Below are 18,991 nucleotides of genomic sequence, written 5' to 3' on the forward strand. Positions count from 1 at the left end.
TTCTGCCGAGGTTCGAGGAGGACCCTCAAACCTGCATGATCTCAACTTCCTTGGTCTTCAAGGTCTCGTCGATGCGCTTGATGGCCGCGTCCGTGTCCTTCTGGACCTCGGTTTCCATCTTCTTCTGTTCGTCCTGGCTGATGTCGCCCGCCTTCTCGGCCTTCTTCAGGTCCTCGTTGGCGTCGCGGCGCACGTTGCGGACCGAGATCTTCTGCTGCTCGGCATATTTGCCGGCCAGCTTGGCCAGCTCCTTGCGGCGCTCCTCCGTCAGGGGCGGAACGGGGATGCGCAGGGTCTGCCCGTCGACGATCGGGTTCAGGCCCAGGCCGGCGGCGCGGATCGCCTTCTCGACCGGTCCGACCATGCTCTTGTCCCAGACGCTGACCGAAATCATGCGCGGCTCGGGGACGCTGATGGCGGCCACGGCGTTCAGCGGCGACGACGAGCCATAGGCCTGGACCTGCACGGGATCCAGCAGGCCGGCGTTGGCGCGGCCGGTCCGCAGCCCCTGGAATTCTTCCTTCAGCGAGGACACGGACTTGTCCATGCGGTCGCGATAGGTCTTCAGATCAGGCTTGGCCATCGGGGTCTCCTCGTTCTTCTAGTCTTGTCTCAGGCTTTTGACGGATCGTCACTGATGACAGTGAAGGTTCCCTTGCCTTTCAGCACCTTGCGCAGCGAATCTTCCTCGCGGATCGAGAAAACCACGATCGGAATCTTCGATTCGCGCATCAGGGCGATGGCGGCGGCGTCCATGACCTTCAGGTTCTGCGACAGCACGTCCTGATAGGTCAGGTGGTCGTAGCGGGTCGCGGATTTGTCCTTCTTGGGATCGGCGGAATAGACGCCGTCCACGGAGGTTCCCTTCAGCAGGGCGTCGCAGCCCATCTCGGCGGCGCGCAGGGCCGCAGCCGTATCGGTGGTGAAATAGGGGTTGCCGGTGCCGGCGGCGAAAATCACCACCCTGCCCTTTTCCATGTGACGCACGGCGCGACGACGGATGTAGGGCTCGGCGATCGCGGCCATCGGGATGGCGCTCTGGACCCGCGTATCGACGCCGATCTTCTCCAGCGCGTTCTGCATGGCCAGTGCGTTCATGACGGTGGCCAGCATGCCCATGTAATCGGCGCTGGCCCGCTCCATGTCCGCAGCCGCCGTCGACAGTCCGCGGAAGATGTTGCCGCCGCCGATGACCAGACAGACCTCGGTGCCGCCCTTGACCACGCGGGCGATGGCGGCTGCGACGGTATCGACCGTCGCCATGTCGATGCCATAGCCCTGATCCCCCATCAGGACCTCGCCCGACACCTTGAGCAGCACCTTCTTGTATTTCGGGGCGCTGTCGGCGGGCATGGGTGTCTCTTTTGGCAGGGGAATCGGCGGCCCCTTATAGACGAAGGGCGCGTCCGGCTTCAAAGCCGAACGCGCCCCAATAGTCACGCAGTGATTGCGCTTAAGCTTGCGGAGCCATCATCGAGGCGACTTCCGACGCGAAGTCCGGAGCCTCGACCTTTTCCACGCCCTCGCCCAGAGCCAGACGGACGAAGCCGGCCAGATGCAGACCCGGCGCGCCCAGTTCCTTGCCCGTGTCGGCGACCAGTTGTTCGATGGTCACGTCGGGGTTCATGACGAACGGCTGCTTGGTCAGCACCACGTCCTTCTGGAACTTGTTGATCTGGCCTTCCACGATCTTGGCGATCATGTTTTCCGGCTTGCCTTCTTCCTTGGCCTTCTCGGTCAGGACCTGGCGTTCCTTCTCGATGGCCGCGGGGTCCAGGTCGTCCGTGTTCAGCGACAGCGGCGCGGTCGCGGCGACGTGCATGGCGATCTTGCGGCCCAGTTCGCGCAGGGCGACCTTGTCGCCGCCGCCGTGCAGGGCGACCAGCACGCCGATGCGGCCGAGGCCCGGAGCCACGGCGTTATGGACGTAGGAGGCGACGACGCCTTCATCGACCGACAGGCGGGCCGCGCGACGCAGTTGCATGTTCTCGCCGATGGTCGCGATCATGTTGGTGACCTCGTCCTGGATCGTCTTGCCGCTTTCCAGCTCTGCGCCATGCAGGGCCTCGACGGTATGGTGCTCCAGTCCCTTCTCGGCGAAGGCCTTGGCGGCGTTCTGGAACAGCTCGTTGCGGGCGACGAAGTCGGTTTCCGAGTTGAACTCGATGGCGGCGCCGATTTCGCCCTTGCCGTCTTCCTTCGAAGCCACGGCCACCAGGCCTTCGGCGGCGACGCGGTCGGCCTTCTTGGCGGCCTTGGACAGGCCCTTGGCGCGCAGCCAGTCAATGGCGGCGTTGATGTCGCCGTCGGTCTCTTGCAGGGCCTTCTTGCAGTCCATCATGCCGACGCCGGACTTGGCGCGGAGTTCCATAACGAGTGCGGCGGTGATCTCGGCCATTTCTGGTCTCCTGAGGTCTTGAATGCGTGAGCGGCCGGGCTTGGATTAGCCCGGCCGCATGTCAGTTTTGCGGACGGTCCGGTTCGCCGGACCGAACCGATCAGGCGTTGGCAGGCTCTTCGGCAGCCAGCTCTTCCGAGGCGGTTTCTTCGCCCGAAGCAGCCAGCATTTCCTCGGCGACAGCCTCGGCGCCCGCGGGGGCGGCGTCAGCGGCGACCGGAGCCGAAGCTTCGGCCAGCATCGGCTCGACCGGGTTCTCCGAAGCACCCAGATCGACGCCCGAGTTCGAAGCGCCGGCGGCCAGGCCGTCCAGGACGGCGTCGGCGATCAGGTCGCAGTAGGTCTGGATCGCACGCGCGGCGTCGTCGTTGCCCGGGATCGGGTAGGTGATGCCGTCCGGATCCGAGTTGGTGTCCAGGATCGCGATGATCGGGATGTTCAGCTTGCGCGCTTCGAGGATCGCGATCGCTTCCTTGTTGGTGTCGATCACGAACATGATGTCCGGGATCGAACCCATGTCCTTGATGCCGCCCAGCGACAGCTCGAGCTTGTCGCGCTCGCGCTCCAGGGTCAGCAGCTCCTTCTTGACCCGGCCTTCGCCGCCGCGCTCCAGCAGGCCTTCCAGCTCACGCAGGCGGGCGATGGAGCCCGACACGGTGCGCCAGTTGGTCAGGGTGCCGCCGAGCCAGCGGTTGTTCATGTAGTACTGGGCGCAGCGCTTGGCGGCCTCGGCGACCGGCTCAGCCGCCTGGCGCTTGGTGCCGACGAACAGGACGCGACCGCCCTTGGCGGCGACTTCGCGCACGGCCACCAGAGCCTGGTGGAACAGCGGCATGGTCTGCGACAGGTCGATGATGTGGATGTTCGAGCGCGAGCCGAAGATGTAGCGCTCCATCTTCGGGTTCCACCGGTGCGTCTGGTGGCCGAAGTGGGCGCCTGCTTCGAGCAGGGTGCGCATGGAGAAGTCAGGCAGAGCCATCTTTGGAAGTCCTTTTTCCGATTATTCCGCCGCAGACGGTGAAAGGATCAGATGATCCCTCGGAACGGAGCGCTTCAGGATGTCTCCCCGAAACGCGCCACGCCTGCGTGTGAAGTGGCCGGGCATATAGGCGGGAAGAGCCGCGAAGGCAAGCGAAGCCTCGGATGCGAGAAGGGCGGCCGAGAGCCGCTCTCCATTTCCGTGGTCTGTGCTATGGCCTAGACCGCGTCGAGCAGTTGCTCGGCACGGTCGCGGTGGGCGGTCACCTTGGGAATGATCTCCATGGCCAGCGCCGCGAGTTGAGGCGCGTCGCTCTTGTCCTTGAAGCCGTTCAGCAAGGTCAGGGCCTCGTTGTGGGCTGCGACCTGCTGGGTCAGCCAGACGCGATCGAAGTCCGCCGGTGCCGCCGCATTCAGATTGTCGATCAGTCCCTGACGACGTTCGTCCAGCGCTGTGGGCAGGGTGGTCTGTGCCGCCTCGACGGGGGCGATGGTCTTCAGCTTGCTGGTCGAGGCGGTGTGATCGGTGGTGATCATCGCCGCCAGTTCCTTGACCCCGGCGGCCTGACCTTTGGTCGCGGCGATGCGCGCGGCCTCCAGTTCGTACATGTCCGAGGTGGCCAGGGCGGTGACGAAGCCGTCGGTCGTATTGGCTCCAATCGTGGCGGCCGACGTCTGGCCCACGGGCCCCGAGACGGCGTCCTGGGTCGCGTTGACGGCGGCTGCGGCGTCATCGGCCGGGTCTTCGGACTGGCTGCAGGCACCGAGCAAAGCCAGCGACGCGGCGCCGGCGAGAAGGATACGGGTCATCGAACAAACTCCTCCAGAGGTTCGGTGCCGAAACACCACATCCGGCCGCTGCGTTCCTGTGTCCGCTAACCGACGAAAGCCCTCTCTGGCTCGCGAACGGCCTCAGTTCTCCGCCGCCAGGGCCACCAGCATGCGGTCCATGACGTCGGTCGCCGATCCCACTCTCGAGGGTCGGTCGTTGGCGTAGACCGCGAACACCAGCGTCCGACCGCTGGCCGCCGTCAGGAAGCCGGCAAGCGCGTTGACCCCGTTCAGACTGCCGGTCTTGGCGAAGATACGGCCCTCCAGCGGCGTGCCGACGAAGCGCCGGGCCAGCGTCCCATCCCGCCCGCCGACCGGCAGGATCGAGCGCCAGGCCTCGCTCCACGGCTGGCTCATCGTCCACCGCAGGAAGGTCGTCGTCGCACGCGGACTGACGCGACTGTAGACCGACATGCCCGAACCGTCGTGCAGGTCGAATGCCGCGCGCGGGACGCCCGCCTCCGCCAGTTCCGCCTCGATCAGGGCGAGCCCGTCGGCGCGCGATCCGCCGCCCTCCAGCAACCCTAAACGCCGCAGCATCAGCTCCGCGTGCAGGTTCTGACTGTTCTTGCCGATGCGCTGGAGGCTGAGATCGAGAGGCCGGCGGGCCAGCCGCGCGATCTCGACGCCCTCCTCCGCCGCCCGTTCGGCCGGACCGATCCTCACGGCCGGATCATCAGACGCGGCCAGCGGCCGATGCCGCGCCCGGACATCGCCCTCGACCGTCACGCCGCGCTGTTGCAGCAGCCGCCGAAACCTCAAGGCCGCCGTCTCGGCCGGATCATCGATGCCGACCCGCAGGGTGACCGCCGCCGACCCGGCGGCCATCCGGCCATAGAGGCGAACCAGGTTCGACCCCGGCTGTCGTTCCAGCCTCAAGCCGCCCTCGTCCTCCGCGGCCGTGATCGCCTCGTTCTCGAGAACCAGCAGGTCGTCCCCCGCCCGCCAGGTCGCCCGCGCCGGCTGGCCGACGGCCTCCCCCGGCTCAGCCTCCAGCAGGACGACATTGTCGTTCACCGTCAGGGCCGAGACCGCCGTGCCGAACGACGTCTGCAGATCCTCCCAGCTCCAGCCCGGGCCCCAGCGCTCGTCGGGATAAAGTCGGTCATCCCCGATGACGTCGTCGACGCGCCCGGTCCGCGCTGCCACGGCGTCGGCCAGTTCGGACAGACAGGTCTCCACGCATGTCGGACCGTCCCCCAGCATCGGATCGCCCGCCCCGACCAGCACGACATCCGGCGCCCCTTCACCGTCCGTCTCCAGCCTGACCGAGGTCGCGTCCGCGCCGGACGCATCGAGGCCGTCCAGGCGCGCGAAGGCGGACGCGGTGACGAAGATCTTGGTGTTCGACGCCGGAATGAAACGATCGTCCGCCCGGATCTCCGCCACCGTCTCGCCCTCGGCCGTCACCGCCGACAGCCCCCACCGAATTCCGCCCAGCCCCGCGTCCGCCAGTATCGAAACCGCCGTCGGCGCCTCCGGGCCCAAGCCTGCCGACGCGCAGGCGCTCAAGGACAGGGCCGCCGCGACCAGCAAGCCGCGAAGGATCGCCGTCACTCCATCACCATCGACAGGTCCGTATCCAACTCAAAGGCGATGGCCCCGCAGTGGCAGTTTCCGGCATGGGTTTCGACGTCAGCCATTGGTCCCTCCGAAGATCAGGCGTCTTCCAGCATCAGGACGCCCGGCGCCGTCTTCAACGCGCCCCGTAACGCCCCATCCAGCCGATACCGGCCGGGCAAGCGCACCTCGACCTCGCGCCGTCCGTCCAGCGAGGCGATCAGGGTGATCTCACCGCCCTTGCCCTGTGATTTCGCCCGCTCAAGCCTGGCCTGGATGGCGGACGGATCAGCCGATCGCGCCGAGACGTGGACCCGCAAGCCAATCAGGGCGTCATCCACCAGCGCCTCCAGTTTGGAGACCCCGTCGCCGAAGAAGCGCACCTCGCCGTCCGAGGACTTGGCCCGGACCTTCACCATCAAGGCGGCCCCGACCTCCAGCATCTCGCGCGACGCCCGAAGCTGTTCGGGTGGGAACAGGCATTCGAACTCGCCGGTCGGATCGGAGAAGGTGACGAAGGCGAATTTCTCGCCGGACTTCTGGCTGGCCCGCTCCTGACGACGGCGCACGACGCCGGCCATCATGAAGGCGTCGTGCCCCTGTTCGGCGCGCTGCACCGCCTCGGCCACGAAGGTCACGCGCTTCCTTCGCAGCGCGCCCTCCATGTCCTCCAGCGGGTGGCCGGACAGATAGAACCCCACGGCCGACAGCTCCTGATCCAGCCGCTCCGGCCCGACCCAGGGTTCCATCGTCTTCAGGCGCGGCCGCGACGCCCCGGCCTGATCGGCGCCGAACAGGGATTCCTGCGACGAGTTCCGGTCCGCTGCCACGCTCTGGCAGTAGGCCATCAGCACGTCCGCCTGTTCGAATAGCTGACGCCGGTTCGGATGGATGGTGTCGAAGGCGCCGGCCTTGGCCAGGCCTTCCAGCGCCCGCTTGTTGACCGCGCGCGGGTCGACCCGCTCGAGGAAGTCGAAGATGTCGGCGAACCGCCCGCCGGTCTCGCGCACCTCGACGACGTGCTTCATCGCCTCCAGGCCCACGTTGCGGATGGCGCCGAGCGCATAAAGGACGGCGCCCTTGCCGTCGTCGCTCCAGGCCACGTCGAAGTCGGCGAACGAGGCGTTGACGTCGGGCGCCCGCACCGGCACCTCGAACTTCCTGGCGTCCTGATAGAAGACCGCCAGCTTGTCGGTGTTCGACAGATCGAGCGACATCGAGGCGGCGAAGAACTCGACCGGGTGGTTCGCCTTCAGCCAGCCGGTCTGATACGAAATCAGCGCATAGGCGGCCGCGTGCGACTTGTTGAAGCCGTAGCCCGCGAACTTGGCCACCAGTTCGAAGATGCCGTCCGACTGCTGTTCCGGCACGGACTTTTCGGAGGCGCCCTTGATGAAGCGCGCCTTCTGGATGTCCATCTCCTCCTTCTTCTTCTTGCCCATGGCGCGTCGAAGAAGGTCGGCCTCGCCGAGGCTGTAGCCGGCCAGGACCTGGGCGATCTTCATCACCTGTTCCTGGTAGATGATGACCCCGTAGGTCTCGGTCAGTACGTCCTTGAGCGAGGGGTGAAGGTAATCGACCTCGGCCCGGCCGAATTTCCGGTCGATATAGGTGTCGATCATCTCCATCGGCCCAGGCCGATAGAGGGAGATCAGTGCGGTGATCTCCTCGATGGAGCCGCACCGCATCTTGCGCAGGGTGTCACGCATCCCTTGCGATTCCAGCTGGAACACCCCGACCGTCTGGCCCGAGGCCATGAGCTCATAGGTCGACTTGTCGTCCAGCGGCAGGAGGTTGAAGTCCAGCGCCGCGCCGCGCCGTGACAGGTATCCGTGCGCCCGGTCCAGCACCGTCAGGGTCTTGAGGCCCAGGAAGTCGAACTTCACCAACCCCGCAGGCTCGACCCATTTCATGTTGAACTGGGTCGCCGGGATGTCCGACCGCGGGTCCTGATACAGGGGCGTCAGTTCGACCAGGGGCCGGTCGCCGATGACGATACCGGCAGCGTGGGTCGAGGCGTTGCGATAGAGGCCTTCCAGCTCCAGCGCCGTGGCCAGAAGGTTCGCGACCGACTTATCGGCGTCGCGCGCCTCCTTCAAGCGTGGCTCGATCTCGATGGCCTGGGCGAGCGTCGTCGGATTGGCCGGGTTGTTCGGCACCATCTTGCAGAGCCGGTCCACCTGACCCAGCGGCATCTGCAGCACCCGGCCGACGTCGCGCAGCACGGCCCGCGCTTGAAGCGTGCCGAAGGTGATGATCTGGGCGACGCGATCCTTGCCGTAATGCTCCTGCACATAGGTGATCACCTCCTCGCGCCGCTCCTGGCAGAAGTCGATGTCGAAGTCGGGCATGGAGACCCGTTCGGGGTTCAGGAACCGCTCGAACAGCAGGCCGAACCGCAAGGGATCCAGATCGGTGATGGTCAGGGCCCAGGCGACCAGCGACCCCGCGCCCGACCCCCGGCCCGGCCCCACGGGAATCCCGTGCGACTTCGCCCACTTGATGAAGTCCGCCACGATCAGGAAGTAACCGGGGAAGCCCATCTGGGTGATGATCCCGACCTCCCACTCCAGACGCGCCCAGTAGTCCTCTTCCGGCGCGGCGGGTGTCACCTGTTTCAGACGCGCCTTCAGACCCTCGCGGGCCTGATGCATCAGTTCGTCGGGCTCGGTGCGGCCGTCGCCTGTGTCGAAGCGCGGCAGGATCGGCGGGTGGGTCTTGACCAGGAAGGCGCAGCGTCGCGCGATCTCGATCGTGGTGTCGCAGGCCTCCGGCAGGTCGGCGAACAGGGTCCGCATCTCCGCCGCCGACTTGAAGAAATGCTCCGGAGGGATCCGGCGGCGGTCCTCCTGGCCGGTGAAGGCGCCGTCGGCGATGCACAGCAGGGCGTCGTGCGATTTCGCCTGGCTCTGTTTGGCGTAGTGAACATCGTTGGTCGCGACCAGAGGCACGTCGTTCGCATAGGCCCATTCGACCAGGCCACGCTCCCCCGCCGCCTCGTCCGCCAGCCCGTGGCGTTGCAGTTCGACATAGAAGCGATCGCCGAACACCGCGGCCATGCTCGCGAGCGCCGCGGCCCCTTCGCCCGCCTTGTTCTGCACGAACAGCGGATCGACCGGGCCGTCCGGGCCGCCGGACAGCAGGATGAGCCCCTCGGACAGTTCCGCGACCCGGCTCCAGGCCACGTTCGGATCTTCGTCCCCCGCCAGCAGATAGGCTTCGGACGACAGGGCGCAGAGGTTTCGCCACCCCTTCTCGCTCTGACAGATCAGGACGACGGTCGGGGTCTTGGCCCAGCGCTCGCCGCGCTTTCCGCCGATCCCGGTGACCGGCAGCGCACAGGCGATCAATGGTTGAACGCCGACGCTCTTCGACGCCTCGGAAAACTCCAGCGCCCCGAACAGGTTGACCCGATCCGCCACAGCGACCGCCGGCATGCCCGCATCGGCCGCCAGCCTGCCCACCCTGCCCGCCTTGATAGCGCCTTCCAGCAGCGAATAGGCCGAGCGCACCCTCAGATGGACGAAACCGGTCTCTGCGGGCGTATCGGTGATGGCCATATCCTCGAGGACAGGCCGGAGGCGACTCATCTCGCCAGCAGGGCGACCTGCCACACCATCCAGACAAAGCCGCCGCAGGATGCAAGCGACAGCGTTTCGCGGAAGACCTTGGACATGTGCTTATCCCCAGATGGATCGTTCTGGGTATGTTCTATGTTGGCTTTTTGTTCTCGTCAAGCTAGGAATCTAGCCAGGCTCCGCTACGTTGACGGCCCTGAACCAACTTCCGGAAACAGTTCGATGGCCGACACAGAGGATATGCTTCGACTCCGGTCGGGGACAAAGGATCTAGCGGCCTGCGATTTTCGCGACGCCGATCTCTCACAGCTTGACCTATCCGGGGCTGATTTGAGCGGCTGTCATCTCGAACGCGCTAAGCTAATCGGCACTAACTTGGCGGGCGCAAAGATGGGAAGGGTGCATCCCGCCCAAGCAGACTTCGCCTCGGCGAACTTGGCCGGAGCACAGTTGGGCCGTTCGTTTGTCAGGGTGAATTTCTCGAACGCCAACCTGCGCGGTGCCAAGTTTGAGGGTATTCTAGTTCAGACAAATTTTGACGAAGCAGACCTTCGAGAAGCCGACTTCACCGGCTGCACTATCAATGAAGGCTGCACGTTCATTGGATCAAAGGTCGATTCGACCACCAAATTTGATCAAGTCAAAACGCTCCGTGGCATAGCACGACTACCGGTGTTTCGTGACTACGAATTTGATCCTACCGGGCTCAAGCGGAGAGCGTCGGCTGCAACTGAGAACACTCCTCCGAACGGTGAGATAGATGACGCTAACCCACCTGGCGTAGTTGATTTGGAGATCAAAGCATCGCCAGAGCCCGACGAACCGCGCCTCAGGGCTCGCTCTTTGGTAGTAGAGCGTCCAGCCCAAGCGAAGGCTCTGTTAGTTGGTTTAACCGGACAGATCGTCGCGGAAATTGACACGTTAGCTACCCATATTCCTAATGACCCTGCGGCGCTCGATGCGCACAACAACTACCTTGAGTTCTTGCGTTATATTGTCCGCCAGCTCGACCAGGTTTCGCTCACGTTAGACCACGCACTAGAAGCAAGCCCCGACGAAGCAAGGCGGCATACTGAGGAGGCATCTGCCGTCCTAAATGAACTCGGGACAACGCTGGGTGATTGGGTCAAGGAGCGCGGGGCCGCAACTGTGAAATTCGGAATCGACGTCGGTAGTCTAGGGTTAGGGGCGTTATTCTTGGCGACCTGCGGCGTCGAGGCCGCCACAGCATTCCCGGTGTTGGCTTTTCTTATGTGCGGAAAGGAGATCGGTTCGGTATTCGGAAAATCGGCTGAAAAATGACGGGCTAACTGCTCTGCATGGTGTAGTGATCACCTAGGTGCCAGCGTGTCACCACAGGAGTACCGGACATGGCCAAGGGTCAAGTGAAGTCGAACAAGGAAATCCGCAAACCCAAGGCCGAGAAGCCCAAGCCGGCGGTCTCCGTCGGAACCTCGCCCTTCACCCAGCCGCCGGGCAAGAAATAGCCGTCAGCCGCGCGAGCGCTCGACCGTATCGACGTTCGGGTTCGCTCGCAGCGCGGCGATGATGCTGGTGGCGTGCTTGGCGTCGGCCACCTCGACGTCCAGGTCCACGTCGAAGAAGTCGGACTGCCGGTGCGCCATCCTGAGGTTCAGGATATTTCCGCCGGCCTCGCCGATCACCGTGGCGACCTGGCCGAGCACGCCCGGCGCGTTCTGGATCGTGGCGCGCAGGCGGGCCGTGCCGACCGCTCCCTGCTCGGCCTGCGGAGTCCACTGCAGGTCCTGCCAGACACTGTCGTCGTCGGCGAAATCGGCCAGCTTCTGACAGTCGATGACGTGGACGGTCAGCCCCTTCTCGGGCTCCAGGATGCCGACGATCCGGTCGCCGGGCACAGGTGTGCAACAGGCGCCGAAATGAATGCTGACACCCGGCGTCAAGCCGCTGCCGCGCACGAACAGCCGCGCCTGGGCGTCGCCGATCTTCTTGCGGTCGGTCCCGGCCGTCAGGGTTCCCTTCAGCGACGGGAACAGGGTCTCGACCACCTTGTTGGCCGTGATCCGCCCGCGCCCGATGGCGTCGAACAGCTCTTCCTCGTTCGGAACGGCGAGCGTCTCCAGCACGGCCGTCAACTTGACGTCGCCTAGCGCCTTGCCGGCCCGCGACAGCGCCTGTTCCAACGTGGTCTTGCCCAGCTTCTGGAACTCGTCCCGCTCCGAGGAGCGGATATGGCGGCGGATCGCCGAGCGCGCCCGGCCGGTCACCGTCAGGCTGCGCCAGTCGGCCGGCGCCTCGCGCTTCTTGCCCCTGATGATCTCGACCACGTCGCCGTTCGACAGGGCCGTCCGCATCGGCTTCAGCTCGCCGTTGATCTTGACCCCCACGGCCGTATCCCCGACCTCGGTATGGACGGCATAGGCGAAGTCCAGCGCCATCCCCCCGCGCGGCAGGCTGATCAGCGTTCCCTTGGGCGTGAAGACGAAGACCTGATCCAGGTACATCTCGAGCTTGGCGTGCTCGACCCAGTCCTCGCCCCCCTCCCCGTGCTCGATCACCTGGACCAGGTGACGCAGGTTCAGCAGCGGATCGCGACCGCCGTCCTTGGCCATCGCCTCCCGGTCCAGACCATAGGAGTGGTTCTTGTAGGCCCAGTGCGCCGCCACCCCGTCCTCGGCGATCCGGTCCATGACCTCGGTCCGGATCTGCATCTCCAGACGCAGGCCGCCGGAGCCCACGACCGTCGTGTGCAGCGAGCGATAGTTGTTCGACTTGGGCGTGGAGATGAAGTCCTTGAACCGCTCCGGCACCATGGGCCAGGAGCGGTGGATCACGCCGAGTGCGCGGTAACAATCGTCCTCGGCCTCGACCAGCACGCGGAAGCCGTAGATGTCCGACAGGGACGAAAACCCCACCGACTTGCGTTGCAGCTTGCGCCAGATCGAATAGGGCGTCTTCTGGCGGCCATAGACGCGCGCCGCGATACCGGCCTCGGACAGCACCTGCTGGATCTCGGCCGAGACGACGTCGGTCGCCTGCCCGTGTTCCAGCTTCAGCGCCTCCAACCGCCGCTCGATGGCGGTCCGGGCCGTAGGGTTCAGATGCTCGAACGCCAGCTCTTCCAGCTCGGAAGCGATGGAGTGGATGCCGATCGACCGACCCAGCGGGGCATAGACCTCCAGCGTCTCGCGGCTGATCCGCTCGCGCTTCTCGGGCTTGACGTATTTCAACGTCCGCATGTTGTGCAGACGGTCCGCCAGCTTGACCAGCAGGACCCGCACGTCGCGGCTGATGGCCAGGATGAATTTGCGCAGGTTCTCGGCCTGGCGCGTGTGCTCGGCCTGAAGCTCGAGGCGCGACAGCTTGGTCACCCCCTCGACGAGGACCGCGACCTCCTCTCCGAACATGCGGGCGATGTCGTCGCGGGTCGCCGAGGTGTCCTCGACCACGTCGTGCAGCAGGGCCGTCACGATGGTCGCGGTGTCGAGCTTGTAGTCGGTCAGTATGCCCGCGACCTGGATCGGGTGGGCGAAATAGGGATCGCCCGAGGCCCGCAACTGCGAGCCGTGCATCTTCATCGCATAGACATAGGCCTTGTTCAGCATGGCCTCGTCGGCGACGGGGTCATAGGCCTTGACCGCCTCGATCAGCTCGAACTGACGCAGGACCGGAATGCGTTTCGCCGCCGGCTGCATCCCGATCGAAGGGTGCGCAGCCGACGGCGAAGCGGTGTCATTGGCAATGTCGTACGCCGGCGGGGTCGTACCGGACCGCGCCGGGAGGATGGTGATACCGTTGGCGGGTTCCGCCGTCAGTAGCGTTCCTCCTGGCCGCCGTCCCGGTCGCTTTGCAGCGCGCGGATCAGTTCGGCCTCTGCCATGTTCATGTGCTGCGGCTCGGCCAGCAGCGCCACGACTTCGGCCTCGTCTTCGGCTTCGGTGCGCTCGTCGACGCGCTGCAGGGCGACCACGACGGTCTCCAGCAGTTCGGCGGGCACGACGGTGTCTTCCGCGATCTCGCGCAGGGCGACGACCGGGTTCTTGTCGTTGTCGCGATCGAGCGTCAGGGCGGCGCCGTTGGCGATCGCGCGGGCGCGGTTACCGGCCAGCAGTACCAGACCGAAACGGTTCGGCACCTTCTCGATGCAGTCTTCGACAGTGACGCGAGCCATAGGAATCCTTCGGGGGCGGCGGGAGAACCGCGCCAAATACAGGTATGCGCTTATTTGTGCAACGCCGCAGGTTTAAGCAAGGAGCGCGGCGGTTTTGGGGCCTCGGCCGTTCAGGGCACGCGCCGGCTCGTCGGATAGGCGATGATCAGCACCAGGTCCTCGTCCCCGACCTGGGTGATGCCGACGTTGCCGCCGTCATACAGATAGGCCGTGTCCCCCGCCGTCATCCGGGTCGTGACCCCGTCCGTGGTGACGTCGCCCTCGCCGCTGACGACGTGATAGACCTCGTCGTGGGCGATCAGATGCAGTCCGATCGACGATCCCGGATGCATGACCCGTTTCCTGAACTCCATCGACCGGTTCGGCGCGACGTCGGAGATTCGATAGGCCGTGCTCATCCCCGTGCCGTTGTGCGGCGGAAGCTGCCGCACCATCGTATCGGCTTCACGGATCACCAGTCCCACACCGGCCGGCGGTGAAGCCGGCGTCGCTTGCAGCGTCACGGCGGTGATCAGGGCGGTGATCAGCATGAAATCTCTCCCGGTGTCGTTTCAGCGATCAACTCACGCGCGCCCGGTCAGCGCAAGGGACTCGCGTCGCGTCCGACGGTCGCTGTCTCTGTCATGGCCGCAGCCGACGCGCCGCTTTGCGGATGCCGCCACTCCGGCGCGATCTCGGCCAGAGGCCCCATGACGAACAGACGGTCCGCCGCGCGGGGATGCGGCAGAATCAGACCCGCACAATCCCCCTGCTCGCGCCCATAGGCGATCAGGTCCAGATCCAGCGTCCGCGGTGCGTTGGCCGCCGACCGCCGCCTCGCGAAGGCCTCTTCGATCCGCCCCAGCGCCGCCATCAGCGCATGCGGATCATGCGCCGTCCGCACCACGGCCACGCCGTTCAGGAAGGGCGGATCGCTCGGGTCGGGCCAGGCCTGCGACGCCCACCACGACGACCGCGCCACGACGTCGATCCCCTCGCACCGAAACCGCGCCAGGGCCGCCTCCAACGCCTCACGGCACGACTCCCACACCCCCTTGTCATTGCAGCCCAGCGCGACGATGACGGCGGCATCCAGTTCTAGGTCCTCGTCGATAGTGACGCTGACCGCCTTTGGGCTTGGGACCATTTCCGAGGACGCGATTTCCATAGACTCTATCCGAACGAGCGCCTGGCCCTCTTCATCGACGGGGCGAATCTGTATTCGGCGACCAAGGCCCTGAATGCGGACATCGACTTCAAGAAGATGGTCGATGCCTTCCGGGAAAAAGCCGTCCTGGTTCGCGCCCATTATTGCACGGCGGTGACCGAGGGCGAAGACTTCTCTCCGATCCGCACCCTGATCCGCCACGCCATCGCTACGGACCTTCGCCGCCGAGGATCGCTGACGCCGATCAGGCGACTGTTGTTCGCTCGACACACCGAATCGGCGAGTATTCTCGGTGCCACGTCCGCCGGGAACACGGCGGCTCTCCTTCCGTTCTGCCGGTCGGAGGGAGTTGTTCGATGTCCAGGAAAACCCAGAAGGCCGAGTTCTTCACGCGGGGCGAGCGCAGCGTCGCCGGCCTGGCTATTCTGACGGCGGTCGTCCTGACTCTGTCAGCGCAGGTCGTCGAGTCGATGACGCGACCTTCCTTGGGGCGTTACGACACGTCTCTCGCCGCCACCCCGATCGCCGACGTCATCGAGGCCGAACCCATGGGCCACGGACCCGCCTGACCCCGTGCGATACGAATTTATTCCCGAGTAAGACTTGCGGCGGTCACTTGTCGGCGCCATCTGGCCGTTCAGGATCTTTGACAAGTCTGGTGGATGTCCAGCCGAGACGGCGCTGGTCTGTAGACTCTGTCGACTCGCTTTTTTAGAGTCGCGCGACGCGGGCCGGCCCGAACCAAGCCCGCCGAAACCTAGCCCTTGTCACGCATCAGGCGCGCCTTGTCCCGCGCCCAATCGCGATCGGCCGAGGCCTCGCGCTTGTCGTGCAGCTTCTTGCCCTTGGCCAGGGCGATCTCCAGCTTCGCCTTGCCGTCGTCGTTCAGATAGAGCTTGATCGGAATGATCGTCTGGCCGTCCTTCTGGACCGCCCCGATCAGGCGATCGATCTGCTTCCTGTGCAGCAACAGCTTCCGAGGCCGGCGCGGTTCGTGGTTGAACCGGTTGGCCTGGGCGTAGGGCGGGATGTCGGCGTTGATCAGCACGATCTCGCGCCCCTCCACCGCCGCATAGCTCTCGGCGATATTGGCCCGCCCCATCCGGAGGGCCTTGATCTCGGTCCCCAGCAGCATGATCCCGGCCTCGAGATTGTCCTCGAGGAAGTAGTCGAACCGAGCACGCCGGTTCTCGGCGATCAGCTTGGCCTTGGTGATCGGCGTCTTGACCGTGGCCGCAGCCTTTTCCTTGGTGGTGGCCATCTACAGTCCCGCCGCCGCCATCGCCGCGTCGATGGCCGGCTTGGCCTCCTCGCACGTCGGAACCAGCGGCAGGCGCATCTCCTCGCTGCACAGACCCAGCTTCGCCAGGGCGTATTTGGCCGGGGCCGGCGAGGCGTCCAGGAACAGGGCCTTGTGCAGGCCGATCAGCCGGTCCTGCCACGATCGCGCGGTCGCGAAATCACCGGCGGCCACGGCATTGTACAGGGCCACCATTGCCTCGGGCGCGACGTTCGCCGTCACTGAGATCAGGCCCACCCCGCCGTGGGCCGCATAGCCGATGAAGCTGTGGTCATCGCCCGAGATCAGGTCAAACTGAGTGTCGCCCGACACCAGGTTGGAATGCATCCAACTGGCCCGGCTCATGTCGCCGGTCGCATCCTTGATGCCGACGATGTTCGGATGCTTCGCCAGCCGCGCCACGCTCTCGTTCGACAGATCCACGCCGGTCCTGCTGGGCACGTTGTAGAGGAGCTGGGGCAACTGCACCGCCTCGGCCACCGCCTCGAAATGGGCGATCAGACCGGCCTGGGACGGGCGATTGTAATAGGGAGTGACGACCAGGGCCCCGTCGGCGCCGCAGGCCTTGCCGTGGGCCGCCAGATGGATCGACTCATAGGTCGCGGGCGAGCCGGCTCCGGCGATGACCTTGATGCGACCGGCCGCGACACGAACGCACAGGGCGGTGACCCGCTCGTGCTCCTCGATGGTCAGCCCACCGCCCTCTCCGGTCGTGCCCACGGCGACGACGCCATGGATGCCGGCGGCAACCTGGCGCTCGACCAGGCGTTCCAGCGCGGCCTCGTCCACGTTTCCGTCACGAAGAGGTGTGATCAGGGCGGTGATCACGCCCTTGAACAAGGGGGCGGTCATTGAAACAAGAATACCTTGCGTGGGGGATGGGCGACGGTCGCCTGAAACGAGACGCAAGAGGGTAGGTTGCCGGGCTCGAACCCGCAACCGGGTTGAATGGGGATAGGACACTTCATGATCGCGACAAGCCTCGCGGCCGTACTGGCCGTCCTCGCACCGTTTCCACAGACGGCCGACCTGAACCGCCAGCCGACCCCCTATGTCACCGCTCAGGGTGGACCTCAGACTGCTGGCCAGAGCGGCGGCTATCAGGCCCGCGTCCTCAGCGACGCCGACACCGCCTCCTTCGGCCAGGGCCTTGCCGCGGCCCGCGCCCGCGACGTCATCGGCACCCAGGCCGCCATTTCCCGGATCGGCGACCCGACCGCTCGCAAGCTGGTCGAATGGGCGCTGGTGGACACCTCCGCCGCCCAGTTGTCCTACGCCGAACTGGCCAATGACGTTCAGTCGCTACGCGCCTGGCCCCGTGCCGAATCGCGCATCGCCGCTGGCGAACAGGCGCTCGAGCGCGCCGGCATGGGCGCCGACGCCACGATCGCCTTCTTCGGTTCGAACCGCCCGACGACCGTCCAGGGCGCCATCGTTCTGGCCGAGGCGCTCGACCAGCGCGGCCGCTCCGACGAGGCCCGTCTGCTGATCCAGGAGTGGTGGCAGACCCAGTCCTTCGACGAGGCCAACCAGTCCCGCATCCTCAGCCGCTGGGGTTCCAGCCTGACCCAGCGCGATCACGACGCGCGCCTGAACATGCTGCTCAGCGGCCCGCACGGCCCCGCGACCCGGGCCATGCTCGACCTGGCCTCGCCCGAGCGCCGCGCGACCGCCAGCGCTGCCATGAGCCTGCGCAGCGCCTATTCCCCGGACGCCGTCGTCGCCAGCCTGTCGCCGTCCCAGGCCATGGACCCGGCCGTGGTGCTGGAGCGCGTCCGCATCCTGCGCGCCGCCAACCGCCAGACCGAAGGCTTCGCCATCCTCTCCGCTCTGCCGCCCGCGCCCCTGCACAGCGACGGCCAGAACACCCTGTGGTCCGAGCGCCGCAACTATTTCCTCGACGCGCTAGAGCGCCGCGAATGGCGCGCCGCCTACGACTCCATGGCCGGCCACGGCTTCCCCTCGGGCGAGCGCAAGGTCGACGCCGAGTTCTTCGCCGGCTGGGTCGCCCTGACCAAGCTGGGCGATCCCGCCCGCGCCGCCGAACACTTCGAAATCCTTCGTCAGACGTCCTCGACCCCCATCACCCAGGGCCGCGCCCTCTACTGGCTGGGCCGTGCCGCCGAGGCCCGGGGCGACCGCGCCGCCGCCCAGAATTTCTACCAGGGCGGTGCGCGTCACATCCAGACCTTCTACGGCCAGCTTGCCGCCGAAAAGGCGGGCATCACGACCCTAACCCTGCCCGGTGAGCCGGTCCCCGGCCAGAACGACATCGCCTCGTTCGAAGCCAACGAGGTCGTCCGCGCCGCCCGCATCCTGGGCGAGACCGGGGAGATGAGCCTCTACCGCGTCTTCGCCTATCACCTCGACGACACCCTGCCGGGGATCAACGACCTCGCGCTCCTGATGGACATGACGCGCGGCTATGGCGACGGCTTCGGGGCCATGATGGTCGGTCGCGCCGCCAGTCAGCGGGGCTACCTCCTGCCCGAGCGCCAGTATCCGATCCGCATCCCGCCAGAGGTTGCCGGGGCCGCTCCCCTGCCCTTCACCCTGGCCATCACGCGCCAGGAATCCAGCTTCGACCCGCGCGCCCGCTCCGGCGCCGATGCGCGGGGCATGATGCAGTTCCTGCCCTCGACCGCCTCGGGCGTCGCCCGTCGCCTTGGCATGCCCTATTCGGCCGAGCGTCTGTGGGACGCGGACTACAACATGACCCTGGGCAGCTATCACCTCGGCGAACTGATGAGCCAGTTCCGCGGCTCGATGCTGCTGACCACCGTCGGTTACAACGCCGGTCCCGCGCGCGGCCCACAGTGGGTGGCTCGGTGTGGCGATCCGCGTGGCGGCGTCGCGGGGGGCGGGGTGGACCCGATCGACTTCATCGAGTGCGCGCCTTTCACCGAGACGCGCAACTACATGATGCGGGTGATGGAAAACATGGCGGTCTACAAGGCCCGCCTGAACGGCGGCTCCGCCCCCCTGACCACATCGGCCGACATCGCCCGCGGCGCCGGCGGCCCTCAGCCCTATCAGCCCTGATCGGCGA

Annotated in this window: 19 protein-coding genes; 5 read left to right on the top strand and 14 right to left on the bottom strand. The window is 66.1% G+C overall.

Going from position 1 to position 18,991, the window contains the following annotated elements:
- Positions 1–25: 25 nt before the first annotated feature.
- The 8 genes from frr to ACW171_RS04260 all read right to left on the bottom strand — a co-directional run bounded on the left by frr (position 26) and on the right by ACW171_RS04260 (position 9,443).
- On the bottom strand, positions 26–583 hold the full coding sequence (gene frr / locus ACW171_RS04225) for a ribosome recycling factor (protein WP_492095851.1): 558 nt from the start codon (positions 581–583) through the stop codon (positions 26–28).
- A gap of 29 nt (positions 584–612) precedes the next feature.
- Positions 613–1,353: a UMP kinase gene (pyrH, locus tag ACW171_RS04230; RefSeq protein ID WP_492095852.1), complete on the bottom strand. Its 741-nt coding sequence runs from the start codon at positions 1,351–1,353 to the stop codon at positions 613–615.
- Between the two features lie 100 nt (positions 1,354–1,453).
- On the bottom strand, positions 1,454–2,398 hold the full coding sequence (gene tsf / locus ACW171_RS04235; protein ID WP_492095853.1) for a translation elongation factor Ts: 945 nt from the start codon (positions 2,396–2,398) through the stop codon (positions 1,454–1,456).
- 100 nt (positions 2,399–2,498) lie between these two features.
- Entirely contained in the window at positions 2,499–3,377 is an 879-nt protein-coding gene (gene rpsB / locus ACW171_RS04240; RefSeq protein WP_492095854.1) for a 30S ribosomal protein S2, read from the bottom strand.
- Between the two features lie 218 nt (positions 3,378–3,595).
- Positions 3,596–4,186: a DUF4142 domain-containing protein gene (locus ACW171_RS04245; RefSeq protein WP_492095855.1), complete on the bottom strand. Its 591-nt coding sequence runs from the start codon at positions 4,184–4,186 to the stop codon at positions 3,596–3,598.
- A gap of 102 nt (positions 4,187–4,288) precedes the next feature.
- Positions 4,289–5,764 carry a D-alanyl-D-alanine carboxypeptidase/D-alanyl-D-alanine endopeptidase gene (gene dacB, locus ACW171_RS04250; RefSeq protein WP_492095856.1) on the bottom strand — a complete coding sequence of 492 codons (1,476 nt, stop codon included), beginning with the start codon at positions 5,762–5,764 and terminating at the stop codon, positions 4,289–4,291.
- Positions 5,765–5,865: 101 nt separating this feature from the next.
- Positions 5,866–9,327 (bottom strand): DNA polymerase III subunit alpha, encoded by a 3,462-nt coding sequence (gene dnaE / locus ACW171_RS04255; RefSeq protein ID WP_492095857.1) that lies wholly within the window; start codon positions 9,325–9,327, stop codon positions 5,866–5,868.
- Positions 9,328–9,353: 26 nt separating this feature from the next.
- On the bottom strand, positions 9,354–9,443 hold the full coding sequence (locus ACW171_RS04260; protein WP_492095858.1) for a hypothetical protein: 90 nt from the start codon (positions 9,441–9,443) through the stop codon (positions 9,354–9,356).
- A gap of 124 nt (positions 9,444–9,567) precedes the next feature.
- Here ACW171_RS04260 and ACW171_RS04265 point away from each other — a divergent pair, with 124 nt between their 5' ends.
- Together ACW171_RS04265 and ACW171_RS04270 are read left to right on the top strand one after the other, a co-directional pair.
- Positions 9,568–10,647, top strand: coding sequence for a pentapeptide repeat-containing protein (locus tag ACW171_RS04265; RefSeq protein ID WP_492095859.1), 1,080 nt, complete (start codon positions 9,568–9,570; stop codon positions 10,645–10,647).
- A 68-nt stretch (positions 10,648–10,715) separates the two neighbouring features.
- Positions 10,716–10,832, top strand: a complete 117-nt coding sequence (locus ACW171_RS04270) for a hypothetical protein (protein ID WP_492095860.1) — start codon at positions 10,716–10,718, stop codon at positions 10,830–10,832.
- 3 nt (positions 10,833–10,835) lie between these two features.
- On the opposite strand, the gene ACW171_RS04275 is transcribed toward ACW171_RS04270, so the two are convergent.
- From ACW171_RS04275 to folK, 4 genes are all read right to left on the bottom strand, one after another.
- A complete protein-coding gene (locus tag ACW171_RS04275; protein ID WP_492095861.1) occupies positions 10,836–13,019 on the bottom strand; it encodes a RelA/SpoT family protein in 2,184 nt (727 codons plus the stop codon).
- Between the two features lie 116 nt (positions 13,020–13,135).
- On the bottom strand, positions 13,136–13,495 hold the full coding sequence (gene rpoZ / locus ACW171_RS04280; RefSeq protein ID WP_492095862.1) for a DNA-directed RNA polymerase subunit omega: 360 nt from the start codon (positions 13,493–13,495) through the stop codon (positions 13,136–13,138).
- Positions 13,496–13,605: 110 nt separating this feature from the next.
- Entirely contained in the window at positions 13,606–14,025 is a 420-nt protein-coding gene (locus ACW171_RS04285; RefSeq protein WP_492095863.1) for a cupin domain-containing protein, read from the bottom strand.
- Positions 14,026–14,072: 47 nt separating this feature from the next.
- A complete protein-coding gene (gene folK / locus ACW171_RS04290) occupies positions 14,073–14,783 on the bottom strand; it encodes a 2-amino-4-hydroxy-6-hydroxymethyldihydropteridine diphosphokinase (protein ID WP_492095864.1) in 711 nt (236 codons plus the stop codon).
- Here folK and ACW171_RS04295 point away from each other — a divergent pair.
- The gene (locus ACW171_RS04295) at positions 14,712–15,071 is read left to right on the top strand and encodes a hypothetical protein (RefSeq protein ID WP_492096584.1); all 360 of its coding nucleotides are present in this window, start codon (positions 14,712–14,714) and stop codon (positions 15,069–15,071) included. The two genes, folK and ACW171_RS04295, sit on opposite strands and share 72 nt — an antisense overlap.
- A complete protein-coding gene (locus ACW171_RS04300) occupies positions 14,999–15,211 on the top strand; it encodes a hypothetical protein (RefSeq protein ID WP_492095865.1) in 213 nt (70 codons plus the stop codon). Before ACW171_RS04295 ends, ACW171_RS04300 begins: the two co-directional genes overlap by 73 nt.
- Before the next feature lie 188 nt (positions 15,212–15,399).
- Here the strand turns inward: ACW171_RS04300 and smpB are convergent, their stop codons facing one another.
- Together smpB and dapA are read right to left on the bottom strand one after the other, a co-directional pair.
- On the bottom strand, positions 15,400–15,903 hold the full coding sequence (gene smpB, locus ACW171_RS04305) for an SsrA-binding protein SmpB (protein WP_492095866.1): 504 nt from the start codon (positions 15,901–15,903) through the stop codon (positions 15,400–15,402).
- Complete coding sequence (gene dapA, locus ACW171_RS04310) at positions 15,904–16,794, bottom strand: 4-hydroxy-tetrahydrodipicolinate synthase (protein WP_492095867.1); 891 nt, start codon at positions 16,792–16,794, stop codon at positions 15,904–15,906.
- Positions 16,795–16,908: 114 nt separating this feature from the next.
- On the opposite strand from dapA, the gene ACW171_RS04315 reads away from it, so the two are divergent.
- Positions 16,909–18,984 carry a lytic transglycosylase domain-containing protein gene (locus ACW171_RS04315; RefSeq protein ID WP_492095868.1) on the top strand — a complete coding sequence of 692 codons (2,076 nt, stop codon included), beginning with the start codon at positions 16,909–16,911 and terminating at the stop codon, positions 18,982–18,984.
- The last annotated feature ends 7 nt before the right edge of the window (positions 18,985–18,991 follow it).

This window comes from Brevundimonas sp. FV1ye28 (genome assembly GCF_058681135.1).